14 protein-coding genes are annotated in these 16,285 nt (G+C 44.0%); 8 read left to right on the top strand and 6 right to left on the bottom strand.

What is annotated here, in order from left to right; genetic code table 11:
- Positions 1-194: 194 nt before the first annotated feature.
- From treR to gmhB, 3 genes are all read right to left on the bottom strand, one after another.
- Positions 195-1,139, bottom strand: a complete 945-nt coding sequence (gene treR / locus OCV30_RS11890; RefSeq protein WP_065680093.1) for a trehalose operon repressor TreR — start codon at positions 1,137-1,139, stop codon at positions 195-197.
- Positions 1,140-1,229: 90 nt separating this feature from the next.
- Positions 1,230-1,571, bottom strand: coding sequence for an MliC family protein (locus OCV30_RS11895; protein ID WP_065680092.1), 342 nt, complete (start codon positions 1,569-1,571; stop codon positions 1,230-1,232).
- 63 nt (positions 1,572-1,634) lie between these two features.
- A complete protein-coding gene (gene gmhB, locus OCV30_RS11900; RefSeq protein WP_065680091.1) occupies positions 1,635-2,186 on the bottom strand; it encodes a D-glycero-beta-D-manno-heptose 1,7-bisphosphate 7-phosphatase in 552 nt (183 codons plus the stop codon).
- A gap of 240 nt (positions 2,187-2,426) precedes the next feature.
- Here gmhB and metN point away from each other — a divergent pair, with 240 nt between their 5' ends.
- The 3 genes from metN (at position 2,427) to OCV30_RS11915 (ending at position 5,010) form a co-directional block, all read left to right on the top strand.
- Positions 2,427-3,461: a methionine ABC transporter ATP-binding protein MetN gene (gene metN / locus OCV30_RS11905; protein ID WP_012604625.1), complete on the top strand. Its 1,035-nt coding sequence runs from the start codon at positions 2,427-2,429 to the stop codon at positions 3,459-3,461.
- Positions 3,451-4,134: a methionine ABC transporter permease gene (locus tag OCV30_RS11910; RefSeq protein ID WP_009847449.1), complete on the top strand. Its 684-nt coding sequence runs from the start codon at positions 3,451-3,453 to the stop codon at positions 4,132-4,134. The genes metN and OCV30_RS11910 overlap by 11 nt, the downstream gene beginning before the upstream one ends.
- Before the next feature lie 66 nt (positions 4,135-4,200).
- A complete protein-coding gene (locus OCV30_RS11915; RefSeq protein WP_065680090.1) occupies positions 4,201-5,010 on the top strand; it encodes a MetQ/NlpA family lipoprotein in 810 nt (269 codons plus the stop codon).
- A gap of 117 nt (positions 5,011-5,127) precedes the next feature.
- Here OCV30_RS11915 and OCV30_RS11920 read toward each other — a convergent pair whose 3' ends face one another.
- Positions 5,128-5,904, bottom strand: coding sequence for a Zn-ribbon-containing protein (locus OCV30_RS11920; protein WP_012604630.1), 777 nt, complete (start codon positions 5,902-5,904; stop codon positions 5,128-5,130).
- Positions 5,905-5,908: 4 nt separating this feature from the next.
- Positions 5,909-6,454, bottom strand: a complete 546-nt coding sequence (syd, locus tag OCV30_RS11925; RefSeq protein ID WP_065680089.1) for a SecY-interacting protein — start codon at positions 6,452-6,454, stop codon at positions 5,909-5,911.
- 131 nt (positions 6,455-6,585) lie between these two features.
- Between syd and queF the strand changes: the two genes are divergently transcribed.
- The 5 genes from queF to xni all read left to right on the top strand — a co-directional run bounded on the left by queF (position 6,586) and on the right by xni (position 13,976).
- Positions 6,586-7,431: an NADPH-dependent 7-cyano-7-deazaguanine reductase QueF gene (gene queF / locus OCV30_RS11930; RefSeq protein ID WP_009847454.1), complete on the top strand. Its 846-nt coding sequence runs from the start codon at positions 6,586-6,588 to the stop codon at positions 7,429-7,431.
- A gap of 57 nt (positions 7,432-7,488) precedes the next feature.
- Positions 7,489-9,747, top strand: a complete 2,259-nt coding sequence (locus OCV30_RS11935; RefSeq protein WP_065680088.1) for a tetratricopeptide repeat protein — start codon at positions 7,489-7,491, stop codon at positions 9,745-9,747.
- A gap of 118 nt (positions 9,748-9,865) precedes the next feature.
- On the top strand, positions 9,866-11,431 hold the full coding sequence (locus OCV30_RS11940; protein ID WP_065680087.1) for a sensor domain-containing diguanylate cyclase: 1,566 nt from the start codon (positions 9,866-9,868) through the stop codon (positions 11,429-11,431).
- 262 nt (positions 11,432-11,693) lie between these two features.
- Positions 11,694-13,061: a nucleotide 5'-monophosphate nucleosidase PpnN gene (gene ppnN / locus OCV30_RS11945; protein ID WP_065680086.1), complete on the top strand. Its 1,368-nt coding sequence runs from the start codon at positions 11,694-11,696 to the stop codon at positions 13,059-13,061.
- A 141-nt stretch (positions 13,062-13,202) separates the two neighbouring features.
- A complete protein-coding gene (gene xni / locus OCV30_RS11950) occupies positions 13,203-13,976 on the top strand; it encodes a flap endonuclease Xni (RefSeq protein WP_009847458.1) in 774 nt (257 codons plus the stop codon).
- Positions 13,977-14,177: 201 nt separating this feature from the next.
- On the opposite strand, the gene OCV30_RS11955 is transcribed toward xni, so the two are convergent.
- Positions 14,178-16,208, bottom strand: a complete 2,031-nt coding sequence (locus tag OCV30_RS11955) for a TonB-dependent receptor (protein ID WP_065680085.1) — start codon at positions 16,206-16,208, stop codon at positions 14,178-14,180.
- Positions 16,209-16,285 lie beyond the last annotated feature (77 nt).

The following is a 16,285-nucleotide window of genomic DNA, read 5'->3' on the forward strand; positions in this document are numbered from 1 at the left end:
CCCTGGTTTCATTCAATTACTCATCTAAACCATGCAGCGATAACCACTCGATTCAGATTAATGGGAACATTCCCAATTGCGGATATTATAATGCCCTCATGAATAATAAATTGAAATGGGAACAGTCCCATTAATTGAAAGAGATCACACTCTAATTTTAATCTAAGCGGTTCAATTTCGCTTGATTGAGTGGATTATAGAATAGGAGATTGAGTGTGATGAGAGATCTCTGCATTGCCTAAAAGCTGAGAGATCAATAGATTAGCGGCTAATTTCCCCGCAGATTGATATCCAGGATCAATGCTAAATACTCGAGGGAACAAGAAAGAGAGAAGATCATTGCCACCAACGCCAGTCACCACCACATCTTCACGTTGTAACTCTTGCAGACGTTTGATTACGCCAAGAGCCAGTGTATCACTCGCACAGACAATCGCTTGAGTCGCAGGAGCAAGCACCTCATCCACCAACTGATAAGCGCTTTCATGATGAAGTTGACCAGTACGATAGTTGGCAATCACTCCAGCGCTTTCACACCAATCTAGATAGGCCTTAAGACGCAGTTCACCGGTTGATTTGTCGCTAGGATCAACGCCAATGAAACCAACGTCAGAGATCCCTTGATCCGACAGATGCGCCAACGCACTATTGATCACCTGTTGGTTATCATAGTTAATCGACGTCACGTTCTCGGTATCCAGAGCAATCACCACCGCTTTGTGTTCCCAAGCTTCGATTGCAGGAATATCGCAGTCAGTAAAGCCAAACACAATAATGCCATCTACATTACGACGCTTAAGAACCTGAAGGTGCTCGTTGGCTTTTTTTCTGTCTAGCTGACTTTCCATGATCACGACATCGTAATCTGCTCGATACAATTCAGCCAGCATGGTGCTAACCGCTTTGTTTTCAGAGGGAGAATCCAGACGAGAAATGATGACACCGATGACTTTTTGACTGCCACCACGCATCGACTGCGCAGACTTCGAAGGCGTGTACCCTGATTCTTGAATTACTCTTTCCACCCTTTCACGGGTTTCAGGTTTTACTTTGGGATCATTGGTCAGAACGCGAGATACGGTAGACTTACCAACACCGGACAGCTTAGCAATATCGAGAATAGTGAGTTTTTTGCTCATAAAAAGTCTGACGTTAAAGGGAAGAGAAAGAAAAAGTGAGAGCGAACTCCCTCACTTAACTGTTTGTAAATCCTAGTCGTTCACTATGACCTACTTTCGGCAGTTTTTATAGATAACACGACCAAGTTCTAGACGTGCATTGTCACCTTTAGTTCGTAAAGTTACGCTATTGATCAGTTCAGAGGTTCCATCATCTAAGATGTACTTCGTTCCTGAGCCTGCCGCTATTTGAGTGAGGCGATATTCATTATCGGGTAAACGTAATACCGCTTTTTCATCAACAAGGTAAGCGACCTTAAATGAAGCGTCAGACTCACATTGATAAGTCACGAATTGATCGTCCGATACTGCGCTCTCAGTCTCAGGAGCTGCTGATTTAGAGCATCCGAATAACGCTACCGTACATAGAGATGCTATCAACAATGCTTTCATACTGCGTTCCTCATCTTTATATAGTGAATAACACTTATATCTAAGTGAAAGAGACTTAGTGTCTTAACCTTTTAAGAATGCTGGTACATCTTTAATACTGTCAAGCACGACACTTGCAAGCGCTTCACCTTTTTCAGTGATTGGCTTACCGGTTCTCACCAACACTCTAGTACCAACACCAGCGGCTTCTGCAGCCATCATGTCTTCAGCTTTATCGCCGATCATGACCGAGTTAGCCATATCAATCTTCAGAAAGTCACGCGCAGAAATGAACATGCCTGGCTTTGGTTTACGACATTCACAATCTTGTTTGTAGTCACCAACACCGTGCTCAGCGTGGTGCGGGCAGTAATAAATACCATCTAGCTCAACGCCGTTATCAACAAAGTTCCAATCCATCCACTGCGTTAGAGAAAGAAAACGGTCTTCACTAAACATGCCGCGAGCAATACCAGATTGGTTGGTCACTAACACCAATAAATAACCCATATCTTTAAACGCTTTCGCCGCTTCAAACACACCATCGATGTATTCAAAGTCATGTTCATCATGTACGTAGCCGTGATCAACGTTAATCACACCATCACGATCTAAAAAAACAGCAGGTTTAGACAAAATTCAGTTCTCTATCAACTCTCTATTAATCATTAATTATTACACGCTTTATTTGCTTCATCACTATCTATTTAGTTTTGCGTTCGTTAACGATTTGTTTCTAGTTTAACTTCGCAACTCGCGTTTAGCCGTCTAGACGTAAAAATATCTATTGACTTAGATCATAGAACACCATAGCATCATCTGTAAATCGAGTGAGTCATCAATATATTATTCTGTTCTACCTGCACGGGTTTCTCTATGATTAAAGTGAATCAAGTCAATAAGGTTTTTTATCAAGGCACTAAAGAAATCAATGCCTTAATTGATATCAACCTCCACATACCTCAAGGTCAAATCTTTGGAGTCATCGGCTCTTCAGGTGCAGGCAAAAGTACCCTTATCCGTTGTGTAAACATGTTGGAAGCTCCAACATCAGGTGAAGTGATTGTTGACGGTATCGACCTGACAAAACTCAGCAAATCAGAACTTAGCGAAGCACGCCGTAACATCGGCATGATATTCCAACACTTCAATCTGCTGTCTTCTCGTACTGTATTTAACAATGTAGCACTGCCTTTAGAGCTTGCTGGTAAAGATAAAGCTGCGATTGAAGCGAAAGTGAGTGAACTACTTGAGCTTGTCGGCCTATCTGATAAGCGTGATACCTACCCTGCGAACTTAAGTGGTGGTCAAAAGCAGCGTGTCGCGATTGCTCGTGCGCTAGCTTCAGACCCGAAAGTACTACTGTGTGATGAAGCGACCAGTGCTCTGGATCCAGCAACGACTCAATCTATTCTTGAGCTACTACGTGAAATCAACCGCAAGCTACACATCACGATCCTACTTATTACGCACGAGATGGACGTAGTTAAGAGCATTTGTCACGAAGTCGCGATCATTGGTGGTGGCGAGCTAGTAGAGAAAGGCACAGTTGGCGACATATTCGCACACCCTAAGACAGAGCTAGCACATCAGTTTATTCGCTCAACGCTAGACCTATCTATCCCTGAAGATTATCAAGCGCGTTTGCAAGAGACTCGTGTTAACAGTAGCTACCCATTAGTACGTCTTGAGTTTACTGGTGCAACGGTTGATGCTCCGCTGATGACGCAAATTGCTCGTAAATTCAATATCGATGTCAGCATCTTAAGCTCTGACCTCGATTACGCCGGCGGCGTGAAGTTCGGCATGATGGTCGCAGAGCTGTTCGGTAACGAAGCCGATGATAATGCTGCTATCCAATTCCTACGCGACAACAATGTAAAAGTAGAGGTGCTTGGTTATGTCCTTTAGTTTCAACGAGATTGCTGACTGGATCAGCCTTAACGGCAACCTTCTATTGGAAGCAACAGGCGAGACACTTTACATGGTTGCTGTTGCTGGCATCGTTGGTTTCGCTGTCGGTATCCCATTAGGCGTGATTCTACACACGACTAAAAAAGGTGGTCTGTTAGAGAACACCAAGCTAAACAAAATTCTTGGTGCGGTTGTGAACGTGGGCCGTTCTGTGCCTTTCTTAGTACTGATGGTAGCGATCATCCCTCTCACCAAGATGCTGATTGGTACCTTCATCGGTACAACCGCAGCGATTGTTCCGCTGACGATTGGTGCTATCCCATTCGTAGCTCGACTTATCGAGAGTGCACTACTTGAAGTACCAACAGGTCTAGTGGAAGCAGCTCAGTCAATGGGCGCAACACCAACACAAATCATCAATAAGGTTCTGCTTCCTGAAGCACTGCCGACTATCATCAACTCAGTGACGATTACGCTAGTGACTCTTGTGAGTTACTCGGCAATGGCCGGAACTGTGGGTGGTGGTGGCCTAGGTGATGTCGCGATTCGTTACGGATTTCACCGCTACGATGTGACCATTATGGCAGTGACAGTCGTCATGTTGATTGTGCTAGTACAAATTATTCAATCAATCGGTGATTCATTAGTTCGCCGCGTTGACCACAGATAACGACTTACAGACCAAAATCAAAGTCATCTGAACCAAATTAAATAGATTTATTAAAAGGAGATTATTATGAAATTTAACCTTAAAGGTTTACTTACTATTGCAGCAGCAGCTTCAGCGCTAGTACTAGCAGGTTGTGGTGATAAAGAAGTCGATACTTCTAAGATCAAAGTTGGCGTAATGGCAGGTGCAGAAGCACAAGTTGCTGAAGTAGCAGCTAAAGTCGCGAAAGAGCAATACGGCCTGGATGTTGAACTGGTCACTTTTACGGATTATGTAACACCTAACGCAGCGCTAGATGATGGTTCTATCGACATCAATGCATTCCAACACACGCCGTACCTAGATCAGCAAGTGGCTGACCGTGGTTACAAGCTAACGGTCGCTGGTAACACTTTTGTTTACCCTATTGCAGGTTACTCTAAAGAAATTAAATCGGTAGATGAAATCCAAGATGGTGCTCGTATCGCTGTACCAAACGATCCAACAAACCTAGGTCGTTCTCTACTGCTTCTTGAGCAGCAAGGTTTACTTGAACTTCGTGAAGGTGCAGGTCTTCTAGCTACCGTTCGTGACATCGTTGGTAACCCTAAGAACCTAACGATTGTTGAACTAGACGCAGCTCAACTGCCACGTTCTCTTGATGATGTAACTTTATCTATCATCAACACTACTTACGCGAGCTCTATCAACCTGACTCCACAAAAAGACGGCGTATTCGTTGAAGACAAAGATTCTCCATACGTGAACCTAATCGTTTCTCGTGAAGACAACCTAAATGCAGAAAACGTACAAAACTTCGTTAAAGCATATCAAACTGAAGAAGTGTACAACGCAGCTTCTGACATCTTCCAAGGTGGCGTAGTTAAAGGTTGGTAATCAGCTTAAATAGACACTTATAGATACCGAAAGGGGCTGACTCAATGTCAGCCCCTTTTTTAATGATGAAAGTTTGCTAAAAAGTAAAGCTTCTCAGGGTGAATCAAACGAAGTCGATTACTTGAGGTGATCCCAAGAAATGTTGGATACCAGACGGCAATCATCACACTTGAAATAGAAAATATCGTGGATCGGCGCATCTAACAGCCATTCACCACCACATTGTGGGCATTTGCGCTCTTTTTCATCTTTCAGGCTGATCCCACCGACACGATATAAGTAGTAGTAAGTTGGAATCTTAGTCAGAAATTCAATGCGCCCTCTTAGACCCCAACCGCGTTTAAACAGCACACTCTTAGTATCACTGATCTCGGTTAGCGTTGCATGTTCAGCACGGCAACCACCACCCATTTGCACTTCATCACAGGCTTGCCATTCGGTTTGCCATTTCAGTACGGCTTTATGATCGCCATTAAATGTCGGCGGGTTACGATATAGTGGGATCGGCAACAAGCTGTCGCCACTGCGCAGCGGTGAACAGGTATGCACGAACGTCGTGTACAACACCTGCCAGCTCGGCGTTTCATCTTCGGCTACTTCTTCGGAGTTAAGATCTCGGCCAAGCAGACGCATCTTAGGCGCTAATAAACTCGCCGCAGATAAGCGCTCGAAACAGACTTTGACGAAGTCTGAATGATTACGTGGGTGTAAGCTATCTTGCTCCGGACACACAACGCGAACATAGAATTCACCGTCACCCATCACGATTGGAAACTCACGACCTAACACTTGTCCGTTATAACGAAGAGCATCCATTAAGCCATTAACCGCCTTATCGACAGCGCTTACCGTTGTGTTATCAAAACACTCAAATTGAAGTTCTAGTACGTACATCTATTTATACCGCTGGTTGTAGCTTTTCTAAAAATTCTGCCAATGTCTCGGCTAGTACATCACGATTTTTGGTGCCTAAGCGCTCTAGGATCACGTTACCCGTTAGGTTACAGATAGAGATAACATCCAGTTCAGCATCAGTCGCAGCAATGAAAACCGTTGGTTTTAGCTTCAAACGACGCTGAGTTACCAAGTGACCCAAAATATTTTCTTGTAGGCATTCGAAATCTTCATCACTCCAAATCTGTAACAGAGTCAGTTCGTTACCATCAAAAGTCGCGTTCATATCCGCACTAAATTGTGCGCCGTAGAAAGTCTTGACGTCTTCATGCAGAGTCAACTCAATACCAGTTTCAACATTGGTGAAATCTGCGAATTGCTCACGTGGATAGTGTTTCCACAACACGGCATCACCACTCTCTTCTTCTACGCATGGCGATACGATGTCCACCAACTCCTCATTACGAGGTAAGCTTTGGTGTTGCTGCTGCCACGCGTCAACGTATCGCTGACTAAAAGAAAGTAGTGCGTCTTGAGCACGTTGAGTCATGAAAATCTCCTAAACACAAAATAATAAATAGAATCGGGGACCTTTCCGTGCCGATTAAGCGATGACTTAATGACAGGGTAATGGGGATTCAGTAAAATCGACCCCATTCTAATCGAATTTGAAACGAAAGTATGAGCAAATATTCTGACGCAAAAGAGCTAGCGGGGTTAACCCTGGGCCAAAAAACTGAGTACTCTAACCAATACGATGCAAGTTTATTGCAACCAGTACCTCGTAGCCTTAATCGTAATGATCTTGCGTTAAACGGCGAACTGCCTTTTGTTGGTCATGATATTTGGACGATGTACGAGCTTTCGTGGCTAAACACCAATGGCTTACCACAAGTGGCTGTTGGTGAAGTGTTCATTCCGGCAACCAGCCAAAATTTGATTGAGTCAAAATCTTTCAAGCTGTACCTAAACAGCTACAACCAAACTCAGTTTGAAAACTGGGATCAAGTCACTGAGCGTCTAACTCAAGATTTGTCGGCATGTGCAGGCGAGTCTGTGATTGTGAATGTAAACTCAGTAACCGATTACACCAACCAACCTATCGTGACGATGGAAGGTGACTGTATCGACAATCAAGACATCCAAATCACCAGCTATGATTTTGAAGCGTCACTGCTTGAAGGCGCTGCTGGCGAGCAAGAAGTAGAAGAAACTCTACATAGTCACTTATTGAAGTCGAACTGCTTAATCACCAATCAACCGGATTGGGGCAGCGTAGAGATCGCATATTCCGGTAAGCAAATTGACCGTGAAGCTCTGCTACGCTATTTAGTTTCTTTCCGTGAGCACAATGAATTCCACGAACAGTGTGTTGAGCGTATCTTCACTGACATCATGAAATACTGTGCACCATCGAAGCTAACCGTATTTGCACGTTACACGCGTCGTGGCGGTCTGGATATCAATCCATATCGTTCAACTGAGCAAGATAGACCAAGCCACAATAAGCGTATGGCTCGCCAATAATCGGCGTGAACCGCCCACACTTATTTGAACCTACAAAATCTTTAAAGGGACATTGAAATGCGTTGGTTATACGTTGTTAGTCTATTCATTTTAAGCTTAAGTACATCGGTTAATGCGTCGGTCTATTCGTCGGCGCTCCTCAATGAAGCCAATAACTTGGTTGAGATAGAACCGAGTCAAGCAAAACGAATGGCCAACAGCTACCTAACGCTACGTATCCTTTCAGATAAACGCGAAAAGAGCCCGTCAGCTATTTCTCGTGAAGAGGCCGACTCTTCGATTAGAACCCCGAACAGCAGTATCGATGCGTATAAGATCTTAGCGAAAGCAGAGTTTAATCTAGGCAACATTCGTATTGCGATTCAGCACATCGACAAAGCCTCTGAGCTAGCAAAAACCTATAAGCTTGAGTATCTAAAGTTAGATCTGGAAATACTTAAAGTTAGGTTACTTTGGCTTACGGACAGAAAATCTGCCCAAGCAGAATCAGAGCTAAAAAAAATAGAAACAAGCTTAGAGTCGGTTAATAAGACCTTACGCCTGACGGAAGGGATTACCTATCGCTTAATCATGTTGAAAGCCGACATTTCTTCTTATAACAACAACGTAGGGGAAGCAGAAAAACTCTATCAAGAAGCAAAAACTTACCTAGAACAGCGTCACTCGGAAAAAGTCGTCATTGATTATCACATCACCGTCGGCGAGTTTTATCTTACCCATAAAGAGTACAACCATGCACTATCTGAGTTATTGTACGGCTACTGGAAATCAGTAGAAGGTAACCTGAGTTCGCGCTTGGCTAAAGTAAACCGCCTACTTGCACAGCTTTTCTTTGAACGTCAAGTATTAGATAAAGCTCTAGAGCACCTGTCTCAAGCTGCTGACTTTTATGATAATTTTGAAAGCTCTCCCATATTAGCGCAAGTACTAAAAAAGATGGGTGATGTGTACTTCAATCAAGGCAAATATAACCTTGCCCTCGTGCACTTTTTCAATGTCCTTGATCATGAGAGTACAGACCGAGACATCCACCAAGTCATTGACATTCGTCTAAGTTTATCTGCGACTTACTTACGACTTTATAACTACCCTCTAGCCGAGCAATACCTAGCACGAGCTCTTGAACTGCTGGAGTATTCCGACATTCCTAAATTGGAAGGCCGCGCTGCACTCTTATCCGCAGGTTTGGCATACCACCTACAAGAAAGCGAAGATGTAATTAAGCATGCGACACGTGCGCTCAAGATTTCGCGTCAGGTAGAAAACATGCGCCTGTCGCAACACTCCTACCACTTGCTCTCTTTAGGTTATGAGCAAGCAGGGCGTCCACAACAAGCGCTAGCAAATCTCAAACAATACAATATCCTTGTCTCTTTGGAACAACAAAAACTCAACCGTGTTGGTGAAGACGCATTCCGCCAACAAAAAGAGTTTGCCGAGCAAACGCTCCACTATGCAGGTCAAGAACAAGAATTAGAGAAATACAAACTTGAGCACCATAAGTTCCAAAAAATATCGTTCGCCTTATTTTTGTTCAGCATTGTTTTGTTCTTCTTTGTGCTACGCCGAGGCTACATCATTCAAACCTTAGTCACGGAAATGGATTCACTGCGTACCGACCTATTTACACACTCACGCTCAAAGCTTCCAAATCTAAGAATGCTGAACGCGAAGCTATCAAATTCTCTAGAACAAACCAGCCAAAACTTCGAACAATGGCAACTTGGTGAGTTGATTCATGAACCACTCAACGACCGTTTACGCTTTGTGATGATAGATTTGCCGTTCCTACGCAATATGTACACTCAGAACGGTTATAAAGCAGGTTTAGAGCTCGAAGATGCTTTCGGCGAGTTCCTTAAATCTAAGCTCGAAGGTCCTGCGCGCGTCTACCACTTCTCGGATGCGAACTTGCTTTACATCGAACCAAATGCTGACCGTGATACATCGCCTGAGGCTATGTTCAGAAAGATTCAATCTTGGATTAATCACTTCGAACCAGAGCGAAACATTAATCGAACCGTCCGCATGGGCATCGCTGACTACCCGTTCTTGCCACGCGCTTATACCGCGATTAACGACCAAGAGCTGCTCGATGTACTATTAATGTCGACCAACCTGGCACGTGAAATCAGCCTCAAAGAACGCAGTAGCCAATGGGTTTACCTTAAAGCCATCGACAATGCCCCCGCAGCGAGCCTTGCAACGGGTAACATAAGAGAGGCTTGTAAACATGCGATTAATCAAGGGTTAATAAAGATACAATCCTCACACCAGAATGAGGACAATATCAAAAAAATGCTAAAAGATGACTGATTTGCGAGCGGTTAAACGTCGTAGGTCGTGACCTTATTTTTAGTTTTGTTATTATCAAGGTCACGGAATTTCATCTATACGATCGAGTACGATCTACGCGGCGCTAATTAATACACCTATGGGCATTCTTGAAAAAGACATTCAGGCGCAACTCCACCAGCTGAAATATCAGTTGGATCAAGTCCGCTTGACGCAAAGAGATACCTCGTTCAAATTTATTCGAGAACAAAAAGTTCTCAAGCGTATCGTTACGTCTTTAAGTGGTGCATGTGTTGGCAGCAACACTCATTTAGATGAAAACCTCATTGCCCTTAGGGAAGAGCTCGAAAAGCAAAAAGACATTAGCTCAATGATCCCCAAGTTGGCAGTATTAGAAAGGATGCTCAAGCAAAAAACGTTGGCTATGGATAAACAGAACGGATATCTGGATGATAGTATTAAGCACAGTGGGGAAACGCTGCAGCGTATAACTGGCCTTCCGGCACAGCTAAAGCGCGATCTAAGAAACTTACTTAGCTTCTCCGAGTGTCATGGCAGTCAAAAAGTCGACCATGCCATGAAGCTTCTCAGCATTTATGAGCGTGCCATTAAGATTATGGCAAACAACTCACGCACTCATTTTGCCGACGTAGATCAGTCAACTGAACAAGAACTCCTTTCCGAACTATCAAACGAATTACAACACCTGATCACTGAACTCGACTTCGAGGGTGAATCGGGGGATCTACTGACCGATATTAGAGCGAAGCTACTACTTGGTGTTTCAACACAAAACCTACTTGAGCTAGCACTTCAGATCCTCAAACTGGTGATTGATGGCACGAGCCTAGAGCGTAAGCAGTCTGAACAATTTATCGAACAACTCAATTCCTCGCTCGCTTCTAGTATCAAAACAGCAGATCAAAACTCCGACCAGAGCCAAAGCTATTTTGAACATCGCCAAGGTCTTAATTCTGAGTTGAATGAACTTGTTATTAAGAGCCAAAGCTCTGTTGATAAAGCAACGGATATTGATAACTTAAAACTTTCGATAAACCCGCTGCTCAGTGAAATTGCCTCTCTTTCAGAAAGACTGAATCACGCAGAACAGAAAGAACAAGCTCTAATAGAAAGAATGAGCTACGGAAAAAACCAATTAGATTCGCTCTATGAAGTCACCCAAGATTACCGCAAGCGTCTAGAAGATCAGGCTCAGCGTATGCTGCTTGACCCTCTGACTAAGATCTACAACCGTACCGCCTTCACCGATCGTTTAGAGTTAGAATATCGTCGCTGGATTCGCGCACAACACTCACTAAGAGTCGTGCTGCTAGATATCGATAACTTCAAAGCAATTAACGATAGCTTTGGCTATACCGCTGGTGACAAAGCACTCAAGATCATCGCAAGAGCCATCACCAAAGAAATTGGTACTACCGATACTGTCGCTCGCTTTTCTGGTGAAGAGTTCATCTTGCTACTCCCCGAGCAAAGCGATGAATATTGCCATCAAGTGACTCAAAGCATCCAGAATCAAGTCAGCCGCTTACCTTTCAAATTCCGTGACCAACAAATCACAATTACCTTGTGCGCAGCAAGTACTCCGTTTAAAGAGTCAGACACACCTGAAGAAGTATTAGAACGACTCAATAAAACACTTAACAAAGCCAAACAGCGCGGTAACAACCAACTTGTTTGGGACTAAGACTGCCCTAGATTTAATTTATTTCATTTTTTCAAATACTTATCACATACCATATCCCTCAATGTTTGCTAAGCTAATGATTAACATTCGCTTAACAAGCATTCTTGGCAAGCAATGCTGTATTTAAAAGAGCAACGCTGTCGTAATCGTTTCGTCTGGTTAATTCTCTCGCCTTTAACCAAACACTTTCAACGTTAGCTTCTCATCTCGAACTAAAGGGCCACTTCCAACGTCCCCTAGTTCTTTTCAACAAGGAGGCACTATGATCACTCATATCAGCCCTGCCGGTAGCATGGATTTACTCTCTCAACTTGAAGTTGAGCGTCTTAAGAAAACCGCATCTAGTGATCTGTACCAGCTTTATCGTAACTGTACGTTAGCGGTACTCAACTCGGGTAGCCACACCGACAACTCCAAAGAGCTGCTCGATAAATATCAATCGTTTGATGTTGAGGTCGTGCGCCGTGAGCGCGGGATCAAGCTTGAACTGAGCAACCCTCCAGAACATGCCTTTGTCGATGGTGAAATCATCAAGGGTATCCAAGAACACTTATTCTCAGTGTTGCGCGACATTGTCTATGTCAACATGCACCTTGCAGATAACCAAAGACTCAACCTAACCAATGCCACTCATATTACCAACCTTGTATTTGGCATTTTGAGAAATGCAGGCGCACTTACGCCAGGTATCGAACCTAACCTGATCGTGTGCTGGGGTGGTCATTCAATTAATGCCACTGAATACCAATACACTCGCGAAGTGGGGAATGAACTTGGCCTGCGTGAGCTGAATATCTGTACCGGTTGTGGACCGGGGGCAATGGAAGGGCCAATGAAAGGGGCTGCCATTGGTCACGCTAAACAGCGCTATACCGACCACCGTTACTTAGGGCTAACTGAACCATCAATCATTGCGGCTGAGCCACCAAACCCGATAGTGAACGAACTGGTGATAATGCCAGATATCGAGAAGCGTCTTGAGGCATTCGTTCGTATGGCGCATGGCATCATTATTTTCCCCGGTGGTCCAGGCACGGCTGAGGAGCTGCTGTATATCTTAGGGATCATGATGCACCCAAATAACGTCGACCAACCCATGCCGATTGTTTTAACAGGCTCAAAAGAGAGTGAAGCTTACTTCCGTTCTATCGACAAGTTCATCGGCGAAACCTTAGGGCCTGATGCGCAAAAACACTATGAGATCGTAATTGATGACCCAGCACGCGCTGCGAAAATCATGAAGCAGGCAATGCCAGATGTACGCTCTCACCGTAAAGAGACTGGCGATGCCTACAGCTACAACTGGTCACTGCATATTGAACCTGAGTTCCAACTGCCATTCGACCCTACGCATGAATCTATGGCGGCGCTTGATCTGCATATGGATCAGAAAACAGAAAGCCTTGCGGCTAATCTACGTAAAGCCTTCTCAGGAATTGTGGCAGGTAACGTCAAAGCTGAAGGTATTTTGGAGATAGAGGAACATGGCCCCTTCCTGATTGATGGCGACAAAGAGCTGATGACAAAAATGGACCAGCTGCTGAATGACTTTGTTGAACAACATCGAATGAAACTGCCGGGCGGCACTGACTATGTACCTTGCTATAAAATTATGCCTAGCAGCGAATAACAGCAAGTAACTGATAACAAGCCACAAGCATAAAGTTAAACAAGTCATGACGTTTACGTCACCAAAGTTTCAACTCACCAAGTGATACGTTACTATAAGGGGCTAGCAGCCCCTTATTTATTGCCTATTTAGTGGAAACTTATGTCTATCCATCTTGTTATTATCGATGCCTTGAACCTCATCCGACGCGTGCACTCTGTTCAGCCGGACCCAACCGATATAGCAAGAACCATCACCACGACTGCTCGTACTCTTAATCGCATCCTAAACGAATCAAAGCCCACTCATATCATTGCGGTATTTGATCATCATTTACAAGATCGAGGTTGGCGCGCGGAAGTCCTTCCTGCTTATAAGCAAAACCGTAAGCCGATGCCAGAACCATTGATGAAAGGTCTCGATGCGATTCAACAAGCTTGGTGGGAATTAGGTATTGATTCACTGCTCTCTGACGGCGATGAAGCGGATGATCTCGTCGCAACATTGGCAAAGAAAGTCGCTGACCACGGAGAAACTGTCACTATCATTTCCACGGATAAGGGCTACTGCCAACTGTTGTCACCAACGCTTCAGATCCGTGATTATTTCCAACACCGTTGGTTAGATAAGCCCTTTATCGAAGCGGAATTTGGCGTAAAGCCAGAGCAACTGGCAGATTACTGGGGATTAACGGGCGTCAGCTCAAGCCAAGTCCCCGGAATTCCAGGTATAGGGCCAAAAGCAGCCAAAGAGATATTAACGACATACCCTGATATCGAAACAGCATTCCTAGCTGAAGACTTACCGAAAAAGTATCGTAAGAAATTCGATGAGCATATCGAGTCGGCTCGCGTATGTAAGCTCGTTTCTGCACTCAAAACAGACATCGATTTAGGTTTTAATCTGCAAGATATTCGCTACGAAGCTGTGTCTTAATCCGACGTTACAAATTTAGTCATTAAAAGCTAACCGTTAGAAATAGATCGCTTATAAATCAACAAATTAGAAACTCAATCATTAGAAAGCAGAAAAGCCTTAGTCTGAACTAAGGCTTTTTTGTTGTTTCATTTTAAGACGAAACATTGCACTTATACTGATAACTCTCTATTTCTAGAGTAACTTTCAGCTAAGAGCAGATTAGAAGCTATAAGCGATAGAAGCTTTAAAGTTACGACCCGCTTCATAGCTGGTGTACTTTTCTGAACCCCAAGAGATACCAAAACCAGTATGCTCAGCGTACTTCTTATCAAGCAGGTTATCGATACCAAGGTTCATCTCTAGGTCTTTAGCAAACGTCGGTGTGTAAGCCGCCCAAATGTTGTGCGTTGCGAAGCCTGAGCGTTTGATCTCTTTGCCTTTTTCGTTCTCGTAATCGTTCCCCGGAACAAAGCGTGAGTCCCAACCAAACACAAATTCATTGTTTAGGCTGTAGTTAAAACCGGCCTTAAAGTTATGAATACCGGTTTTATTCATGTGGCTTGTCTTGCCATTTTTCAGGCTCTTTTGCTCGCCATCAGAGTAAGAGTGGTTAGCGTAAACACTTAACGCGTCTAACTGATAGCTCAATACAGTCTCTACACCCCAAACTTCAACATCATACTTATTCGATAATGTTGCGTTGTTCTTAGTTGGGTGCATTTGGTTATCAAGGTCGTAGGTATAAGCCGTGAAACCTAGAATCGCGTAATCAGCCGCAAGCAAACGTGTTAGCTCGTAATCAAAGCCCGCTTCGTAGTTATTACCCGTCATCGCCTTAGTATCAGACTGCTTAACTTTGCTTGGTGCTTTCATCGTTAGCGTTTCTGGTAGTGACGCGCCTTTAAACAGACGACCGTAACCCACACGAAGTTTTAGGTTTTCCGTTGTTTGGTATTCACCTTTGAACTTTGGAGATAGCTGATCAAACTCGCCCTTATACACGCCACCCAGTTTATGAACGTCGTAACGAAGACCTGTTGTCAGACGGAAATCGCTGAATTCGTACATATCTTGTAGATACAGACCGTAAGCCGTCACCGTACCACCATCCATGCTGTACTTCTCAGTTTGGCCTTGCTTAGTACCGCTTAGATATACGCCTTCACCAGCATCAATCCATTGCTTGGCTTTGTAGCCCTCAAGACCAAAAGTAAGCTCATGCTCACCAACCCAAGAAACGTTACGAATGTCACCACCAATGGTTGTTACATTGTATTCACGCTTAGGGTAAGACATTTTGCCATCTTTGAACCATTTACCTGCCGGTGTTTTGCCCCAAGCGGTGCCTTCAAGAGCATCACGATCCATGTATTGACGGTTGTAGTAAACATTACTTTTCAGACGAACTAGATCACTACCTGCATCGTATTCGTGCTGTAGCGTCACTGTATCGCGATTAAGCGAATGATAGTCGTGTCTATCGTCAGCATACAGAGCACCCGCCTTTTCGCCAGAAAGCTGACGCGTACCACCATCACTGTATCGGTTGAAAGTCAGTTTAAATTCATTGGCATCATTAGGAATGAAAACAACTTTGGCCAAACCCGACTTAAGCTCCCCCTGCTTAGAGGTTACCGCTTCTTGATCAGGAATGTGCAGATCGCCATCTTCTGAATAGTTCGCAATGCCCATGAACTGTAGCTTGTCGTTCACTTTTGCATACACAGCAACGTTGGTTGCAAAACGCTCATAAGCTGTTTGATAGCTTGTTTTTACTCGAGCACCAACGCTTTCACCCGGCTTAAGAAGATCGCTTGGGTCTTTCGTTTCGTAGCTAAATGAACCATTGATAGCACCAGAACCTGACAGTGCAGAGTTACCACCTAATTCAATTTCAGCTCTTTTTAGCATTGCAGGATCAATCGCTTGGTCACCAGAGTGGTGGAAAAGCTGACCTTCTTGTCGCGCACCATCAATAGTCACTACGGCAAATTTGTCTTCCATACCACGTACAAATACTTTGCGAGAGTAACGTGCGTTCCCGTCAACCGTAACGCTAGGCATAGTATTCAAAACATCTTTGATGTCTGATGCTTGCTTCTTTTCCAGTGTGTCAGAGTTGATTTCAGTCTGAATCAATTGGTCAAGGGCAGAACCGATAACGACTACGGTTTCTGGTTCGTCGGCAGCAAATGCTGTAAATGAGGTTAAGGCAACCGTAACGGCTACTGATAATGCTTTAAGTTTCATAATGCGACTTATATTTTATAGATTTAAGTAAAAGTGCACGAATAATACATGACACTAATAACAATGTTAATAGTAAT

The sequence above is a fragment of the Vibrio atlanticus genome (assembly GCF_024347315.1).
GTDB lineage: Bacteria > Pseudomonadota > Gammaproteobacteria > Enterobacterales > Vibrionaceae > Vibrio > Vibrio atlanticus.